At 75.4% G+C, this 16,563-nt stretch carries 15 protein-coding genes and 1 pseudogene; 10 read left to right on the top strand and 6 right to left on the bottom strand.

Annotation, left to right across the window (positions count from 1 at the left end):
- Positions 1 to 551 (top strand): annotated as a pseudogene (locus ACI8AX_RS16335) (hypothetical protein); the annotation flags it as partial.
- A gap of 43 nt (positions 552 to 594) precedes the next feature.
- On the opposite strand, the gene ACI8AX_RS16330 reads toward ACI8AX_RS16335, so the two are convergent.
- Together ACI8AX_RS16330 and ACI8AX_RS16325 are read right to left on the bottom strand one after the other, a co-directional pair.
- The gene (locus ACI8AX_RS16330; protein ID WP_456550887.1) at positions 595 to 1,026 is read right to left on the bottom strand and encodes a DUF2795 domain-containing protein; all 432 of its coding nucleotides are present in this window, start codon (positions 1,024 to 1,026) and stop codon (positions 595 to 597) included.
- Between the two features lie 40 nt (positions 1,027 to 1,066).
- Entirely contained in the window at positions 1,067 to 1,285 is a 219-nt protein-coding gene (locus tag ACI8AX_RS16325) for a DUF2945 domain-containing protein (RefSeq protein ID WP_456550886.1), read from the bottom strand.
- Positions 1,286 to 1,595: 310 nt separating this feature from the next.
- On the opposite strand from ACI8AX_RS16325, the gene ACI8AX_RS16320 reads away from it, so the two are divergent.
- The 8 genes from ACI8AX_RS16320 to ACI8AX_RS16285 all read left to right on the top strand — a co-directional run bounded on the left by ACI8AX_RS16320 (position 1,596) and on the right by ACI8AX_RS16285 (position 9,830).
- Entirely contained in the window at positions 1,596 to 2,375 is a 780-nt protein-coding gene (locus tag ACI8AX_RS16320) for a siderophore-interacting protein (protein WP_456550885.1), read from the top strand.
- Between the two features lie 119 nt (positions 2,376 to 2,494).
- Positions 2,495 to 3,235 carry a response regulator transcription factor gene (locus tag ACI8AX_RS16315; protein WP_456550884.1) on the top strand — a complete coding sequence of 247 codons (741 nt, stop codon included), beginning with the start codon at positions 2,495 to 2,497 and terminating at the stop codon, positions 3,233 to 3,235.
- An 11-nt stretch (positions 3,236 to 3,246) separates the two neighbouring features.
- A complete protein-coding gene (locus tag ACI8AX_RS16310) occupies positions 3,247 to 4,752 on the top strand; it encodes a sensor histidine kinase (protein WP_456550883.1) in 1,506 nt (501 codons plus the stop codon).
- Positions 4,753 to 4,783: 31 nt separating this feature from the next.
- The gene (locus ACI8AX_RS16305; RefSeq protein ID WP_456550882.1) at positions 4,784 to 5,491 is read left to right on the top strand and encodes a PaaI family thioesterase; all 708 of its coding nucleotides are present in this window, start codon (positions 4,784 to 4,786) and stop codon (positions 5,489 to 5,491) included.
- On the top strand, positions 5,488 to 6,213 hold the full coding sequence (locus tag ACI8AX_RS16300; RefSeq protein ID WP_456550881.1) for an inositol monophosphatase family protein: 726 nt from the start codon (positions 5,488 to 5,490) through the stop codon (positions 6,211 to 6,213). The genes ACI8AX_RS16305 and ACI8AX_RS16300 overlap by 4 nt, the downstream gene beginning before the upstream one ends.
- A gap of 118 nt (positions 6,214 to 6,331) precedes the next feature.
- Entirely contained in the window at positions 6,332 to 7,240 is a 909-nt protein-coding gene (gene cysD / locus ACI8AX_RS16295; RefSeq protein WP_456550880.1) for a sulfate adenylyltransferase subunit CysD, read from the top strand.
- Positions 7,240 to 8,556 carry a sulfate adenylyltransferase subunit 1 gene (locus tag ACI8AX_RS16290; protein ID WP_456550879.1) on the top strand — a complete coding sequence of 439 codons (1,317 nt, stop codon included), beginning with the start codon at positions 7,240 to 7,242 and terminating at the stop codon, positions 8,554 to 8,556. Before cysD ends, ACI8AX_RS16290 begins: the two co-directional genes overlap by 1 nt.
- A 38-nt stretch (positions 8,557 to 8,594) precedes the next feature.
- Positions 8,595 to 9,830: an MFS transporter gene (locus ACI8AX_RS16285; RefSeq protein WP_456550878.1), complete on the top strand. Its 1,236-nt coding sequence runs from the start codon at positions 8,595 to 8,597 to the stop codon at positions 9,828 to 9,830.
- On the opposite strand, the gene ACI8AX_RS16280 is transcribed toward ACI8AX_RS16285, so the two are convergent.
- The 3 genes from ACI8AX_RS16280 to ACI8AX_RS16270 form a co-directional block, all read right to left on the bottom strand.
- Positions 9,817 to 11,178 (bottom strand): cytochrome P450, encoded by a 1,362-nt coding sequence (locus ACI8AX_RS16280; RefSeq protein WP_456550877.1) that lies wholly within the window; start codon positions 11,176 to 11,178, stop codon positions 9,817 to 9,819. The genes ACI8AX_RS16285 and ACI8AX_RS16280 overlap by 14 nt on opposite strands.
- Before the next feature lie 113 nt (positions 11,179 to 11,291).
- Entirely contained in the window at positions 11,292 to 11,456 is a 165-nt protein-coding gene (locus ACI8AX_RS16275; protein ID WP_456550876.1) for a hypothetical protein, read from the bottom strand.
- Positions 11,457 to 11,540: 84 nt separating this feature from the next.
- Positions 11,541 to 11,930, bottom strand: a complete 390-nt coding sequence (locus ACI8AX_RS16270; RefSeq protein ID WP_456550875.1) for an ATP-binding protein — start codon at positions 11,928 to 11,930, stop codon at positions 11,541 to 11,543.
- 225 nt (positions 11,931 to 12,155) lie between these two features.
- Between ACI8AX_RS16270 and ACI8AX_RS16265 the strand changes: the two genes are divergently transcribed.
- Positions 12,156 to 12,536, top strand: coding sequence for a hypothetical protein (locus ACI8AX_RS16265; RefSeq protein WP_456550874.1), 381 nt, complete (start codon positions 12,156 to 12,158; stop codon positions 12,534 to 12,536).
- A gap of 51 nt (positions 12,537 to 12,587) precedes the next feature.
- Here ACI8AX_RS16265 and hrpA read toward each other — a convergent pair whose 3' ends face one another.
- A complete protein-coding gene (hrpA, locus tag ACI8AX_RS16260; RefSeq protein WP_456550873.1) occupies positions 12,588 to 16,544 on the bottom strand; it encodes an ATP-dependent RNA helicase HrpA in 3,957 nt (1,318 codons plus the stop codon).
- Positions 16,545 to 16,563: the final 19 nt, after the last annotated feature.

Genomic DNA, 16,563 nt, shown 5'->3' with positions numbered 1-16,563 from the left:
AAGCCATCACCGCCGTCGGCGACACCCAGCGCAAGGCCGACGAAGCCATCACCGCCGTCGGCGACACCCAGCGCAAGGCCGACGAAGCCATCACCGCCGTCGGCGACACCCAGCGCAAGGCCGACGAGGCCATCACCGCCGTCGGCGGGACCATCGAGCGCGCACAGGGGGCGGTCGGTCGGGCCGAGGGTGCCGTCGCACAGGCCGAGGACGTCGTGTCTCGGGTCGACCCGCTGCTGGCCGGTTACGAGGGTCCGCTGCGGGACCTGGCGCCGGTGGTGCAGCGGCTGGCCGAGACGATGGAGCCGCAGGAGGTCGAGGCGCTGGTCACCATGATCGACCGGCTGCCGACGCTCCTCGGGCACCTGGACGACGACGTCCTGCCGGTGCTCAAGACGCTCGAGGGCGTGGGCCCCGACGTGCACGACCTGCTGGACACCATGCAGGACCTGCGGCAGGTGGTGAAGGGCTTTCCCGGCTCCCGGCTGTTCCGCCGGCGTGGGGCCGAGGAGATCGCGGAGGAGGAAGAGGAGGAGCGGACCGGGTCCTGACCCGGTCCGCTCCTCCTCCTGGCTGCTGGTCCGGCCGCGACCGTCAGGTCTCGGTCGGATAGCCCAGGGCGCGGACGACGTCGCCGATCCGCTCGAAGGTCTCCCCCTCGGGCAGCCGGCGCAGCTCGTCGATGACGACGTCGGGGGCGCGGTGGTCGAGGGCGGCCTCGACCAGGTCGGGGCCGTTGTTGGGGAAGTCGGCCCGGTCCAGCCAGCGGGCCAGCTCGGCCCGGGCCACGACGGCGTCCTCCGTCATGCCGACGGGGACCCCGCCGACCAGCGTCCCCTGCGGGTCGGCGGTGATGTCCGGCTCGCCCTCGGCGACCGGCTCGACCTCTCGCCACTCGTGCGAGCGGGTCGCGTGCTCGGCCTTGAGCATCCCCTGGATCTCGTGCTCCAGCTCCTCGTCCAGGCGCGGGTTGTGCTTCGTGCTGCGCGAGGACGCGCCTGCGAACTGGTCGCCTGTCTCGCTCATCGGGTGCCTCCTGTGTGCCGGACCTGCCGTTGCTCGCGGGTCACTTCTTCTTCTTCTTCTTGAGCGCGGACGGCTTGTGGACCGCCGTCCCGCCGCTCTTGTCGCTCTTCACCTCGTACTGCGGCTCGTCCTCGCTCGCCTTCACCTTCCGGCCGGCCGCCTCGGTGTCCTTGGTGATCTTCTTCTGGACGGTGCCCTCGGCCTCCCCGCCGTGGCTCTTCCACGTGACGTGGTCGCCCTTCGCCAGGTCGTCCGCCATGTCGTCCTCCCCGTGCTCGGCGCCGCTGCTCGGCCCGTCCGACCGCTGCCTGCCCCCGCGACGGTGGGGGCACACATCACCCGCCCGAGAACCAGGTTCACCCCTGCGGGCGCTGCGGGGACCCGGCTGCTCACGTAGCGTTGCCGTCGACGGGGAGAGATCCCGGGACAGCGCAGGTCAGCCCGACCGCCGCGGCTACCCAGGGTGACTCCGCCGTCCTCGATCGCCGGCCCGGTCGACTCCATTCCCCCGGGGTCGGCCGGGTCGGCCCGTGTCGGGCGCCGGCCGGGAACTGCCTACCCTTCCGCGTGTGACCGCTCCCGACGGCCCGCGCGACGTCGACGTCCTCACCGCCGTCTCCGTCGCCGACGTGACCCCCACCGTGCGCCGGGTGGTGCTCACCGGGACGCCGGAGGCGGTGGCCGCCGCGGGGCCGACCGTCAACCTGCTGGTGCCCCGCGTGGGCGACCCGGCGCCCCGCTGGCCGCAGGTGGCCCGGGACGGCCGGGTCGTGTGGCCGGTCGGCGCGCACGGGATCGCCCTGCGCAGCTACACCGCACGCCGTCAGGACCCCGGCGCGGGTGAGGTGGAGATCGACTTCGTCCTGCACGGGGACGGCCCGGCGGCCTCGTGGGCCGCCGCCGCTGCCCCCGGGGCCCTGCTCGGCGTCGCCGGCAGCGGCGACCTGGGCATCCGGCCGGCCGCCCGGCTCCTGCTCGTGGGCGACGAGACGGCCCTGCCGGCGATCAGCCGCGTCCTCGCCGAGGCCGCACCCTCGGCGACGGGGCTGGCGTTGGTCGAGGTCGCCGGACCGGAGGAGGAGCAGCCGCTCGTGGCGCCGGCGGGCGTGACGGTCCGCTGGCTGCACCGCGGCGGCACGCCGCCCGGGAAAAGCACGCTGCTGGCCGACGCCGTGGCAGCGCTGGACCCGCCGGGCACCGGGGACGACGTCTTCGCCTGGGTCGGCGCGGAGTCCGCCGCCGTCCGCACCATCCGCGCCGACCTGCGCTCGCGCTGGGGCCTCGGGCGGGCCCGGCACCACGCCATCGGCTACTGGCGTCGCGGCCGCGCGATGGCGCCCGCCGGCTGAGCCTCCGCCCGGCGGGGAGCCCGTCCAGGGAGTTCACAGGTAGCGTCCAGTCCGGGTGCAGCCGGGGCCCCGAACCTGGGGTCATGACGACGGCATCGGTGCGTTCTCCAGGAGGGTCGGTGCAGGGGACCCGCAACTCGGGCGGAGCTGCTGGGCGGGCGCCCGAGGCGCGCCTGCTCGTGGTGGACGACGAGCCCAACATCCGCGAGCTGCTGTCGGCGAGCCTGCGCTACGCCGGCTTCGAGGTGGCGACGGCGGCCGACGGGCAGCAGGCGCTGGCGATGGCGTCGTCCTTCCGGCCCGACCTGCTCGTGCTCGACGTGATGATGCCGGGCCTGGACGGCTTCGGCGTGGTCCGCCGGCTGCGCGAGACCGGCCGGCACACCCCCGTCCTGTTCCTCACCGCCAAGGACGCCCCGGAGGACAAGGTCTCCGGCCTCACCCTCGGCGGGGACGACTACGTGACCAAGCCGTTCAGCCTCGACGAGGTGGTCGCCCGGATCCGTGCGGTGCTGCGGCGCACCAGCGCGGCGGCCCAGCGGACGGCGGAGGCGCCGCGGCTCACCTTCGCCGACATCGAGCTGGACGAGGAGTCCCACGAGGTCCTCAAGGCCGGGACCCTGGTCAGCCTCTCCCCCACCGAGTTCAAGCTGCTGCGCTACCTCATGGCCAACGCCGGCCGGGTGCTGTCGAAGGCGCAGATCCTCGACCACGTGTGGAACTACGACTTCAACGGCGAGGCCAACGTCGTCGAGTCCTACATCTCCTACCTGCGCCGCAAGGTCGACACGACCGAGCCCCGCCTGCTGCACACCATCCGCGGGGTCGGCTACACGCTGCGGCTGCCACGGGGCGCATGACGCCTTCTCCCGTGCCCGCCACCCGGGGACCCCGGGTCCCGCTGCGCGTCACCGTCGTCGTGCTGCTGGTGCTGCTCCTGAGCCTCGCCCTGGTCGCGACGGGCTTCGCCACCGCGTCGCTGCTGCGCGACTACCTCCGGCAGGAGCGCGACCAGGAGCTGCGCGCCGCCGTGGCCAGCGCGCAGAACCCCCGGTACCTCGAGGCCTGCATCCGTGCCGGCTACCCGGGCGTCAGCTCGTACTACGTCGCGTGCCTGGCCCCGGACAGCGAGGAGCCGGTGGTGATCGGCGAGCCGCGGGGTCCCGACGGCGACGAGCTGCCGGAGCTCAGCGAGGACGAGGTCGAGCGGCTGCGGGCGACGGGCGACCCGATCACCGTGTGGGCCGACGGCGAGCACTGGCGCGTCGCCTCGGGCGAGCTCCGCGGCGGCTACACCCTGGTGGTCGGCGTGGACCTGGAGGGCGACGAGAAGGCGATCGCCCGGCTCGTCCGCATCGAGTTGCTGGTCGGGCTGGTCGTCCTGGCCGTGCTCGGCGTCGCCGGCTACCTCCTCGTCCGCAACAGCCTGCGCCCCCTGGCGGAGGTCGAGCGGACGGCGCAGGCCATCGCGGCCGGTGACCTCTCCCAGCGCGTGCCCGCCGGCGACCAGCGGACCGAGGTCGGCCGGCTGTCCGCCGCGCTGAACGTGATGCTGGCGCGCATCGAGAGCGCCTTCCGCGCCCAGCGCGCGTCGGAGGAGCAGGCGCGGGCCTCCGAGGGCCGGATGCGGCAGTTCGTCGCCGACGCCAGCCACGAGCTGCGCACGCCGCTCACCTCCATCCGCGGTTTCGCCGAGCTGTACCGGCAGGGCGCGGTCCGCGAGGAGGAGGACGTCGCCCGGCTCATGCAGCGCATCGAGTCGGAGGGCTCGCGGATGGGCCTGCTCGTCGAGGACCTGCTGCAGCTCGCCCGGCTGGACCAGCAGCGGCCGCTGACCGTCACCCCGGTGGACCTGGCCGAAGTGGCCGCCGACGTCGTCCACGACGCCCGGGTGGTGCAGCCCGACCGGCCGCTCGACCTCGTGCTCGACCCGGCGATGACCGAGATGCCGGTGGTCCTGGGCGACGAGGCCCGGCTGCGCCAGGTCGTCGGCAACCTCGTCACCAACGCGCTGGTGCACACCCCCGCCGGCGCGCGGGTGACCGTGACCCTGAGCGAGGACCCGGCGCCGACCGGCGCGGAGGACGACGGGGGCTGGGTGCTCGTCTCCGTGGCCGACGAGGGCCCGGGGATGGACCCGGCCGACGCGGACCGGGTGTTCGAGCGCTTCTACCGCGCGGACAAGAGCCGGGCCCGCGCCGCCGGCGGCACCGGCCTCGGGCTGGCCATCGTCGCCTCGCTGGTCGCGGCGCACGGCGGGACCGTCGACCTGCGCACGGCGCCGGGGCAGGGCGCCGTCTTCACGGTGCGGCTGCCCCGCAGCGGCCCACCCGAGCCGGCACCCGGCGCACCTCCGGAAGCGGGGCCACCCGCCTGACCGCTGCGCGGCCCTGGCTACCGTCGGATCCGTGCGCAGCGACGGAGAGGCCTTCGACCCGGACCTGATGGCCGCGGTCACCGACCTGGGGGACGCCCTGCGCGGCCTGGTCGACGCGTCGGTGCGCACCGACGTGCCGGCCGCCGAGCTGCGGGCCGCCGCGGCCGGCGCGCGCGAGCTGACCGAGCGCCTGGCGGCCCGCCGCCGGCCCGCCGGCCGGCTCTCGCCGCTGGACGACGTGCTCGCCTTCCGCCAGGTCTTCAACATGGTCAGCGGCGTCGGCAGCGCGCTGGCGCCGCCGGTCGACGTCCGCGTGGTCGAGGGCGGCGTGCGCGCCGAGACCTCCTTCGGGCTCGCCTACGAGGGCCCGCCGGGCTTCCTGCACGGGGGCATGAGCGGTCTGGTCATGGACCAGGTCCTCGGCGCGGCCGCCATCCACGCCGGGCTCTGGGGGATGACCGCCCGGCTCGAGCTGGACTACCGGGGGCCGGTCCCCCTGGACACCCCCGTCGTCCTCACCGGCCAGGTGAGCGAGTCCGCCGGCCGCAAGACGATCGTGATCGGCACCATCGCCCTCGCGTCGACGCCGGACCGCCCGCTGGTCGAGGCCCGCGGCGTCTTCGTCACGCCCCGCGCGGAGACGGTCGGGGACTACTTCGGCGGCGTCACCGACGCCTCCGGCCGGCACACCTCGCCGGGCCGGCCGACCGACGCCACCGCCCCGGCGGGCACCCCGTGAGCGACGTCGAGGTGGCCGCTGCCGCGGCGCGGGCCGCGGCCGACGTCCTGCTCGCCCTCCGCGGCGGCGGGCTGACCGGGCGGGAGCTCGGCGACGCCGGGGACGCGGCCGCCCAGCGGGCCATCGCCGCCGTCCTCGCCGAGCACCGGCCGGACGACGTCGTCTTCAGCGAGGAGGCCGCCGACGACCGGCGCCGGCTGGACGCCGGACGGGTGTGGATCGTCGACCCGCTCGACGGCACCCGCGAGTACGGCGACCTCGAGCGCGCCGACTGGGCGGTGCACGTCGCGCTGTGGTCCGCGGGCGCGCTGACCGCCGCTGCCGTGGCCCTCCCGGGTCTGGACGAGGTCCTGGTCACCGACCCCGCGCCCGCACCCCCCGCGGCGGGCGGGCACCGGCCCCGCATCGCGGTGAGCCGCACCCGGCCGCCCGAGGTCGCCACCGCCGCCGCGGCGGCCCTCGGCGGCGAGCTGGTGCCGCTGGGGTCGGCCGGGTACAAGGTCACCGCGGTCGTGCGCGGGGAGGTCGACGCCTACGTGCACGCCGGTGGGCAGTACCAGTGGGACTCGGCCGCCCCGGTCGCGATCGCGCTGGCCGCCGGGCTGCACGCGTCCCGGCTCGACGGCTCGCCGCTGCGCTACAACGACCCCGACCCGTGGCTGCCGGACCTGCTGGTCTGCCGTCCGGAGCTGGCTGCCGACCTCCTGGCCGCCGTCGGCTGAACCCCATGGCGGACACTGGTGCGGGAATCCCTCCCGGCCCGGTGCGGTTGCTGCCGGTTCGAGGGGCCTCCCGCTCCGCCCGCAGACCGCCCGTCCCCGAGTTCCGGAGTCCGCGTTCGTGACCAGCCCTGACTACCGGCTGACCCAGCTGGAGACGCTGGAGGCCGAGTCCATCCACGTCATCCGCGAGGTCGCCGCCGAGCTGGAGCGGCCGGTGCTGCTCTTCTCCGGCGGCAAGGACTCCATCGTGATGCTCGAGCTGGCCCGCAAGGCCTTCGCGCCGGCGCGCATCCCCTTCCCGGTCATGCACGTCGACACCGGGCTCAACTTCCCCGAGGTCCTGGAGTTCCGGGACAAGCGGGTGGCCGAGCTCGGCGTCCAGCTGGTGGTCGCCTCCGTGCCCGACGCGATCGCCGCGGGCACGGTCAAGGAGGAGCCCAACGGGTCCCGGAACCGGATCCAGACCCCGGTGCTGCTCGACGCGGTGGAGGAGCACGGCTTCACCGCGCTGTTCGGCGGCGCCCGGCGCGACGAGGACAAGGCCCGCGCCAAGGAGCGGGTGTTCTCCTTCCGCGACGAGTTCGGCCAGTGGGACCCGAAGAACCAGCGCCCCGAGTTGTGGGACCTCTACAACGGCCGCATCCACGTGGGCGAGTCCATCCGCGTCTTCCCGCTGTCCAACTGGACCGAGCTCGACATCTGGCAGTACATCGCCCGCGAGCAGATCGCCATCCCGCCGCTGTACCTGGCGCAGGAGCGGGAGGTCGTCGAGCGGCAGGGGATGCTCTACGCGGTCAACGAGTTCATCCGCCCCCGCGACGGCGAGCGGACGTTCCGCGAGACGGTCCGCTACCGCACGGTGGGCGACGCCAACCTGACCGCCGCCGTCCGCTCGCAGGCGACCACGGTCGAGGAGGTCATCGCCGAGATCGCGGTGACCCGCATGACCGAGCGCGGCGCCACCCGTGGTGACGACAAGGTCAGCGACGCCGCCATGGAGGACCGGAAGAAGGAGGGCTACTTCTGATGGTCGCCGAGGAGACAGTGGTCGACGTCCACTCCGCCGCCGCCGAGCACGCCGCCGAGATCGCCACCGCGCGCCGCGACATCCTCCGGATCGCCACCGCCGGCTCCGTCGACGACGGCAAGAGCACGCTGATCGGCCGGCTGCTGTACGACAGCAAGGCCGTCTTCGAGGACCAGTACGAGGCCGTGGCCCGGGCCAGCAAGGGCGACTACGTCGACCTGGCGCTGCTCACCGACGGCCTGCGCGCCGAGCGCGAGCAGGGCATCACGATCGACGTCGCCTACCGCTACTTCAGCACCCCGCGGCGCACCTTCATCCTCGCCGACACCCCCGGCCACGTGCAGTACACGCGGAACATGGTCACCGGCGCCTCGACCGCCGACCTGGCCATCGTGCTGGTCGACGCGCGCAAGGGGCTGCTGGAGCAGAGCCGCCGGCACGCCTTCCTGGCCTCGCTGCTGCGCGTGCCGCACCTGGTCGTCGCCGTGAACAAGATGGACCTGGTCGACTGGTCGGAGCAGCGGTACGAGGAGATCGCCGACGAGTTCAGCTCCTTCGCCGCGAAGCTGAACGTCCCCGACCTGACCATCGTCCCCATCTCGGCGCTGCACGGCGACAACGTCGTCTCGCACTCGCCGAACTCCCCCTGGTACGACGGCCCCACGCTGCTGCACCACCTCGAGCGGGTGCACGTGGCCAGCGACCGCAACCTCACCGACCCGCGGTTCCCCGTGCAGTACGTGATCCGGCCGCAGTCCGACGCCTTTCACGACTACCGCGGCTACGCCGGCACGGTGGCCAGCGGCACGCTGCGCGTCGGCGACGAGGTGCAGGTGCTGCCCAGCGGGCTCACCACGACGATCGCCGCCATCGACGGCCCCCGCGGCCCGGTCGAGGAGGCGTTCGCGCCGATGTCGGTCACCGTGCGGCTGGCCGACGACCTCGACGTCTCCCGCGGCGACCTGATCTGCCGGCCGCACAACGCCCCGCGGGTGACCCAGGACCTCGACGCGCTGGTCTGCTGGATGGCCGAGGAGCCGCTGCGGCCGCGGCAGCGGCTGGCGGTCAAGCACACCACCCGGTCGGTGCGCGGCGTGGTCAAGGAGCTGACCTACCGGCTCGACGTGAACACGCTGCACCGGGAGCAGGGCGCCGGGGAGCTCGGCCTCAACGACATCGGCCGCGTGAAGCTGCGCACCACCCAGCCGCTGTTCGTCGACGACTACCTGCGCAATCGGGTCACGGGGCGGTTCATCCTGGTCGACGAGGCGACGAACGCCACCGTCGGCGCCGGGATGCTGACCCCCGCGGGATGACGGACCCCCTCCTCCCCACCCCTCGCAGGCTCGGGGCGGTGCCCGGGAGGGGGCCGGGACCGACCCCTCGCACCCGCCTCGCCACCTGGCTGCTGGTCGCCGCCATCGTCGCGGTCGCGCTGAACCAGCGCCCGGCGGTGGTGGCGGTCGCGCCGCTGCTGGGCGACCTGCGCGAGGACACCGGGCTGTCCTCGGCGATGGCCGGCCTGCTCACCACGGTGCCGGTGCTCTGCTTCGGCGCGTTCGCCCCGGTGGCGCCCCGGCTGGCCCGGCGGATCGGGCTGGAGACCGCGGTCGGCGCCTCCCTGCTGCTCCTGGCGCTGGGCATCGCGCTGCGGCTGCTCTCCCCCGTCGCGCTGCTCTACGCCGGCAGCCTCCTCGCCGGCGCCGCGATCGCGCTGGCCAACGTGCTGCTGCCGGCCTACGTGAAGCGGGAGTTCCTGCGTCCGGGCGCTGTGATGGGCGTGTACTCGGCGTCCCTGAACGTCGGGGCGGCCGCCGGCGCCGCGCTGACGCTGCCGGTGGCCGGCGCCCTGGACCTGGGCTGGCGGGCCGGGCTGGGCCTGTGGCTCTTCCTCGCCCTCGGCGCGCTGGTGCTGTGGCTGCCGGTCGCCGGCACCGGCCGGCGGCGCACCGGCGACGCGCCGCCCGGCGGCTCCTGGGACCTGCTCCGGCTGCCGCTGGCGCGCCGGGTCTGCGCCTTCCTGGCGATGCAGAGCGTGCAGTTCTACGCCATCGCCGCCTGGCTGCCCACGCTGCTCGCCGACGCCGGGGTGCCGCGGTCCGAGGGCGGGCTGCTGCTCGGGCTGTCCAACGTGGTCGGGGCGGCCGGCGCCCTGGTCGCGCCCGCGCAGGCCGGCCGGATGCGCGGGCAGCGGCCGCTGGTGGTCGCCGTCGTGGCCGCCTACGCCGTCGGCCTCGCCGGCCTGCTGGTGCTCCCGGACACCGCCACCGTCGTGTGGGTCTGCGCGTGGGGCGTCGCGCAAGGTTCGGGCTTCGCGCTGGCCCTGACGCTGATCGTGCTGCGCAGCCCCACCCCGCTGGTCGCCGCACGGCTGGGCGGGGTGGCGCAGTGCCTGGGCTACCTCCTGGCCGCCTCCGGACCGCTGGTGCTCGGGGCGCTGCACGACGCGACCCGCGGGTGGTCGTGGCCGCTGGTCGTGCTGCTGGTCGCCGTCGTCCCGATGGCCTGGGCCGGGTGGGGCGCCGCACGCGACGCCGTCCTCCCTGCCCCGGAGGACGACGCCGTGCCGCAGCCGGTCAGCGCAGGCTGACCGGGAGCACCTCGAAGCCCCGCAACGTCCGCAGGTCGCGGCGCACCGGGCGCCCGGCGACCCGCAGCCGGGGGAAGCGCTCGCTCAGCGCCTGCAGCGCGACCTCCGCCTCGAGCCGGGCCAGGCCCGCCCCGAGGCAGTAGTGGACGCCGCCGGAGAAGGCCAGGTGATCGCGCGCGTTGGCCCGGCCGACGTCGAACCGGGTGGGGTCGGGGAAGACCCCGGGGTCGCGGTTGGCCGCGCCCAGCAGCACCGTGACGCGGCTGCCCGCCGGCACGGTCCGCCCGGCCACCTCGACGTCGTCCCGCGCGGTGCGGCCGGTGAGCTGGACGGGGCTGTCGTACCGGAGCGCCTCCTCCACCGCGTCGGCCCAGCCGGCCGGCTCCGCGCGCAGCGCGTCCCACTGGTCGCGGTGGGCGTCCAGGGCGACCACGGCGTTGCCGAGCAGGTTCACCGTGGTCTCGAAGCCGGCGCCGAGCAGCAGCATCACCGTGGCGTGCAGCTCCCGCTCGGTCAGCGCCTCCTCGCCCGGCAGCCCGACCAGACGGCTGACCAGGTCGTCGCCGGGGTCGCGGCGCAGCCGGTCGAAGTGCTGCCGGAGGAACCCGTGCATCGCGCGCAGGCCGCGCTCGGCGGCCACGTAGCGGCGCAGCGGCAGCCCGGGGTCGAGCGTCGCCGCCGCCGCGGCGCCCCACCGCAGGAAGTCCTCGCGGCGGTCGGTCGGCACGCCGAGCAGCTCGGCGATCACCAGCACCGGCAGCTGGGCGGCGTAGCGGTCGACGAGGTCGACCGGGCCGGCGCCGGCGTCGGCCGCGAGCTCGTCGAGCAGCGCGTCGGCGGTGCGGCGGATCATCGGCTCGAACGCGGCGGTGGCCCGCGGCGTGAAGGCACGGCTGACCAGCCGCCGGTAGCGGGTGTGGTCGGGCGCGTCGACCACGAGCATCGACGGCGGCTCGGCCACGCCCGTGGCGTCGAGCTCGTCGCCGAAGCGCAGGGCCCAGCCGACCAGGCCCGGGACGCGGGAGCGGTCCCAGCCGACGCCGAAGCGGTCCGAGCGCAGCACCTCCTGCGCCACGGCGTGGGAGGTGGTCACCAGCCCGAGGGCGCTGGGCACCAGCGGGCCGAGCTCGCGCAGCTGCTCGTGGACGGCGTAGGGCTGCTCGCGGACGGCGGGGTCGCGCAGCAGCCGGCCGACGAGGTCCCCGCCGCGGGCGGCGCGGGCGAGGTAGACGGCGGGCAGGCCGTGCCGGACGACGTAGCGGGCGGCGGTCCGGGCGGGCCGCAGCAGCGGCGAGCGGATCGGCTCGGGGGCCGGCGGGGACTGCCGCGGTGCGGTCAGCGAGGTCATGCGCGCCTCTCTGCGGGGGGACGTCGTCGTCCGCCGCAGTCTGTCAGCGCCCCGCGCCCGGCCCGGCGCCGCCCGGTCGTGCCGGGCGGCGACGGGCGCTCGTCAGGAGGGGCTCAGCCCTGGTCGGTGGGGGCGGGGGCGTCGAGGTCCTTCCCCGCCCAGTCCTTGCCCGCCTGGTCGGCGTGCTCGGAGGCGCTGTCGGTCTGGCCGGCGACGGTCTCCACCATCTCCTCGTCGGACAGGCCCTCACCGGCGCTGTGGGTCCCGGGCTCGGTCATCGCGCATCTCCTTCGACTGCGGGGACATCTCGTCCCTGCGCCCCTCCCCGGCGACCGGCGAGGTCAAACCCCCGCCGCGCGGAGTCACAGGCCGGGCGGACGCAGCTCGAACCAGACGCGCTTGCCGCCGCGGTGGTCCTCGGCACCCCACTGATCGGCGGTCGCGGCCACCAGCCGCATACCGCGGCCGCGCGGGTTCCCCGAGTCCAGCTCGCGGATGACGGGACGGACGCCGGAGCCGTCGACGACGCCGATCCGCAGCCAGTCGTCGGAGAGGGTCAGCTCCAGGGTGAGGACGCTCTCCCCGCCGACGTGGTCGACGACGTTGGCCACCAACTCGGTCACCAGCAGCGCCGCGTCGTCGGGGTCGTGCGGCGCGCGCCAGGACCGCAGCAGGTCCAGCACGAGGTGGCGGGCGACGGGCACGCTCCACGCGACGGGGAGCAGGTCGACGCTCGCGCGCAGGGTGGACACAGCCGGCCTCCGGGGTGCTGCAGGTGGGACCGGGACGGCGCGCCGCGGCGTACGCATGACGCGCCATCCCGTTGCGTGCAACGGAAGCATGTCCCGGGCGTCCTGCGCAACCCCCATTGCATGTCACCGGCCTTGCATGGGACGGGTGTTGCGTGCAATACCCGTTCAGATGCATAGTGGACAACTGAATCGCCATGACGAGGCGGGCGATCGACGGAGGACCTGGTGACGACGGACACCCGCAGCGGGGACGACGCGGCCCTGGGGGCACTGCGCGGCCTGGCGGCCGCCCTGGACACCTGCGCCGAGGAGCTCCGCCACGCCCGCGAGCGCGCCCAGCACCTCGTCGAGCAGCGGGAGACCGGCCGGCCGTGGCTCGAGATCGTGACCGCGGAGTCGCGCCCCCTGGTGGTCGAGCGGATCAGCACGGTGCTCGCCACGCTCGCGACGGCCGGCAGCGCCTGGCGCCGTGAGCAGGCCCGCGCCCTGCACGACGAGCAGGTCAGCATCAACCGGATCGCGGCGCTGTTCGGCGTCACCCGCCAGCGCATCTCCGCCCTGCTCCGCGAGCGGCCCGACGAGGACGCCGTGCCCGCGATCGACTGACGCCCGCGGAGGGGGTCCGCCGGCGTGACGCCCACGGACCCCTCCGCGACCTCAGGCGGAGATGCGGTCGATCGCCTTGTAGATGCGCTGCTCGGAGACCGCGCGCGGGGTGCCCAGCTGCTGGGCGAACAGCGCCACCCGCAGCTCCTCGAGCATCCAGCGGACCGCCGTGACCGGGTCGTCCGGCGCGCCGCCGGGCGGGACCTGCCGGCGCAGCTGCTCGTACTCGGCGGTCACCGCCTCCACCTGCTGCATCCACAGCGCGTCCCGGGCGGCGTTGGCCGGCAGCTTCTCCAGCCGGTGCGCCATGCCCTTCAGGTAGCGGACGACGTCGGGCAGCCGGCGGCGGCCGGTCGCGGCGACGAACCCCTTGTGCAGCAGCCCGGCCATCTGCCGGCGGAGGTCCGCGACCGCGGCGTCGGGGACCCGGCGGCCGGGCGCGGCGCCGATGGCGACGGCGACCTCGCGGGCCTGGGTGAGCACCGCCTCGACCCGCGTCACGGTGTCCTTCGTCAGCGGCGGCAGCTGCGCGCGTGCGGTGTCGACCAGCGCGGCGAAGGCGGCCGCCTCCCGCGGCGGGCCACCGGCCGCGGCGATCAGCTCGTCGGCGGCGGCGTCGACGCAGTCGGCGACCAGGTCGGGGATCTCCCCGTCGGGGTTGAACTGCAGCGCCAGCCGCGACCGCGGGCCGAGCCCCTTGGCGATCTGCCGGGCCGGCGACCCGGCGGCCAGCACCAGCAGCCGGCGCACGCCGCGCCAGTGCAGCCGCGCGGCCTCGGCCTCGGTGGCCACCACCCGGACCCCGGCGGTCTCGCCCTCGTCGACCACGGCGGGGAAGGCGGTGACAACGTGCCCGCCGCGGCTGACCTCGACGGTGCGCGGCAGGTCGCCGATCGCCCACGTGGTCAGGCCGGTGCGCTCGAGGTCGGCGGCCGCCCGGGCCAGGCTGGCACGGGCCTGCGGCGCCACCTCCGCCCGCAGGGCGTGCAGGTCCTTGCCGCGGGCCAGCGTGCGGTCGCGGTCGTCGACCACCCGGAAGGTGGCCCGCAGGTGGCCGGGCACCTGCTCGGGCGCCCAGGCGTCCGGCGGGACGACGACGGCCGCGGCCCGGCGCAGCTCGCGCTCCAGCGCCGGCAGCAGCGGCTCGGTCGGCTCGATCCGCGGCAGCACCTCCCGCACCCGGTCGGGGATCGGCACCAGCGCGCGGCGGACCTGCTTGGGCAGGGTGCGCAGCAGCGCGGTGACCAGCTCCTCCCGCAGCCCCGGCACGGTGAAGGCCAGGGAGCTGCCCGCCGTCCGCTCGGCGACGGTGTCGAGCACGGCCAGCGGGACGTCGACGGTCACGCCGTCCTCCGGCGCCCCGGGGGCGAAGGCGTACGACAGCGGCAGCGTGAGGCCCTGCGTCAGCGGGACGGCGTCGGGGAAGTCCTCCTCGCGGACCTGCCCGGCGGCCGCGGCGTTCGTGAGCTCCTCGACGGTGAGGGTCATCAGGTCCGGCGTGCGCCGCCGGGCCTCCTTCCACCAGCGGTCGAAGTGCCGGGTGGAGACGACGTCGGCCGGCACGCGGGCGTCGTAGAGCTCGAACAGCGTCTCGTCGTCGACCCGGATGTCCCGGCGACGGGCGCGCTCCTCCAGCTCGGCCACCCGCTCCAGCGCCCGCTGATTCTCCGCCCAGAAGCGGTGGTGCGTCGTCCACTCGCCCTGCACCAGCGCGTGCCGGATGAACAGCTCGCGGGAGACGACGGGGTCGATCGAGCCGTACTGCACCCGCCGGCCGACCACGAGCGGCAGCCCGTAGAGGGTGACCCGCTCGGTGGCGACGACCGAGCCGCGCCGGGCGTCCCACCGCGGCTCGGAGTACTCCCGCGTCACCAGGTGGTCGGCCAGCTCCTCGACCACCTCGGGGTCGATGCGGGCCACGGTGCGGGCGAACAGCCGGCTGGTCTCCACCAGCTCGGCGGCCACGACCCAGCGCGGCGGCTTCTTCGCCAGCGGCGTGCCCGGGGCGATGACGAAGCGGGCGTTGCGGGCGCCCAGGTACTCGCGGCCGCCGCGGCGCCGGTCGCCGTCCTTCTTGCGGGGGTCCTCGACCTGCAGGCCGATCTGGCTGAGCAGGCCGGCGAGCAGGGCGGTGGTGATCGAGCGCTCGTCGGGCTCGACGGCCGGCTCGGTGAGCGTCATGCCCAGGCGGCGGCAGGTGCTGCGCAACTGACCGTAGAGGTCCTGCCACTCGCGGATGCGCAGGTAGTGCAGGAACTCGCGCTTCACGGTGCGGCGGAACTGGTTGCCGCTGAGCGCGTCCTGCCGCTCCTCGAGGTACCGCCACAGGTTCAGCAGCGCGAGGAAGTCGGAGTGCTCGTCGGCGAAGCGGGCGTGTGCCTGGTCGGCGGCCTGCTGGTGCTCGGCCGGGCGCTCGCGGGGGTCCTGGATGGTCAGGCCGGCGGCGATCACCAGCACCTCGTCGAGCACGCCGCGCCGGTCGGCCTCGACCACCATGCGGGCCAGCCGGGGGTCCAGCGGCAGCGCGGCCAGCGACCGGCCGGTCGGCGTCAGCTTCCGCTCGGCGTCGAGCGCGCCGAGCTCCTCGAGCAGGGCCAGCCCGTCGGCGACCGCGCGGCGGTCCGGCGGGTCGATGAAGGGGAACTCCTCGACGGCGCCGAGGTCCAGCGCGGCCATCTGCAGGAGCACCGCGGCCAGGCTGGTGCGCAGGATCTCCGGGTCGGTGTACTCCGGCCGGGCGTCGAAGTCGTCTTCGGTGTAGAGCCGGATCGCGATGCCCTCGGACGTGCGTCCGCAGCGGCCCGACCGCTGCCGGGCCGAGGCCTGGCTGACCGGCTCGATCGGCAGCCGCTGCACCTTGGTGCGCGCGCTGTACCGGGAGATGCGCGCCGTCCCGGGGTCGACGACGTAGCGGATGCCCGGCACGGTCAGCGAGGTCTCGGCGACGTTGGTGGCGAGCACCACCCGCCGGCCGGTGTGCGGCTGGAAGACCCGGTGCTGGTCGGCGGCCGACAGCCGGGAGTAGAGCGGCAGCACCTCGACGCCCGGGAACCGGTCGGTCAGCGCCTCGGCGGTGTCGCGGATCTCGCGCTCGCCGGCGAGGAAGACGAGGACGTCGCCGGGTCCCTCGGCGACCAGCTCCTCGACCGCGTCGCCGATCGCGGTGACCTGGTCGCGGTCGGGGTCGGCCTCCGGGTCGTCGGGGTCCACGACGGGGCGGTAGCGGATCTCGACCGGGTAGGTGCGGCCGCTGACCTCGACGACCGGCACCTCGGCGCCGTCGTCGCTGAAGTGCTTGGCGATCCGCTCGACGTCGATCGTCGCCGAGGTGATGACGACCTTGAGGTCGGGACGGCGGGGCAGGATGCGGGCCAGGTAGCCGAGCAGGAAGTCGATGTTGAGGCTGCGCTCGTGCGCCTCGTCGATGATCAGCGTGTCGTACTGGCGCAGCAGCCGGTCGTGGGCGATCTCGGCGAGCAGCACGCCGTCGGTCATGACCTTGACCAGGGTGGAGTCCGACACCTGGTCGGTGAACCGGACCTTCCAGCCGACGACGTCGCCCAGCGGCCGCTCCAGCTCCTCGGCGATGCGCTCGGCCACCGTGCGGGCGGCGATCCGGCGGGGCTGGGTGTGCCCGATCCGGCCGCGCACGCCCCGGCCGAGCTCGAGCGCGATCTTGGGCAGCTGGGTGGTCTTGCCCGACCCGGTCTCCCCGGCGACGACCACGACCTGGTGCTCGCGCAGGGCGGCGGCGATGTCGTCGCGGCGCGCGGAGACCGGCAGCTCGGCCGGGTAGGTCACCGGCGGGACGGCGGCGCGGCGGCGGGCGATCCGCTCCTCGGCAGCGGCGACGTCGGCGACGACCCGCTCCCGCTGCCGGGCGCGGGCCTCGGGGTCCCGGGTGCGTCGGGTGCCGTCCAGCCGGCGGCCGAGGCGGTGCTCGTCCTCGACGGTCAGCGCGGCCAGCCGGGAGCGGAGGTCGCCGGTGGCCGGCGCGTCGACGGCCATGGCGGAGCTCCTCTCGGGT

It is taken from the genome of Blastococcus sp. SYSU D00813 (assembly GCF_054050735.1).
The sequence above is the reverse complement of the archived record's forward strand: the minus strand, read 5'-3'. Positions and strand labels throughout refer to the sequence as shown.

Bases quoted from the DNA above. Each gene is read 5' to 3' on its own strand.
- ACI8AX_RS16330 (WP_456550887.1), bottom strand. From the start codon at position 1,026: ATGAGCGAGACAGGCGACCAGTTCGCAGGCGCGTCCTCGCGCAGCACG.
- ACI8AX_RS16325 (WP_456550886.1), bottom strand. From the start codon at position 1,285: ATGGCGGACGACCTGGCGAAGGGCGACCACGTCACGTGGAAGAGCCAC.
- ACI8AX_RS16290 (WP_456550879.1), top strand. From the start codon at position 7,240: ATGGTCGCCGAGGAGACAGTGGTCGACGTCCACTCCGCCGCCGCCGAG.
- ACI8AX_RS16280 (WP_456550877.1), bottom strand. From the start codon at position 11,178: ATGACCTCGCTGACCGCACCGCGGCAGTCCCCGCCGGCCCCCGAGCCG.
- ACI8AX_RS16275 (WP_456550876.1), bottom strand. From the start codon at position 11,456: ATGACCGAGCCCGGGACCCACAGCGCCGGTGAGGGCCTGTCCGACGAG.
- hrpA (WP_456550873.1), bottom strand. From the start codon at position 16,544: ATGGCCGTCGACGCGCCGGCCACCGGCGACCTCCGCTCCCGGCTGGCC.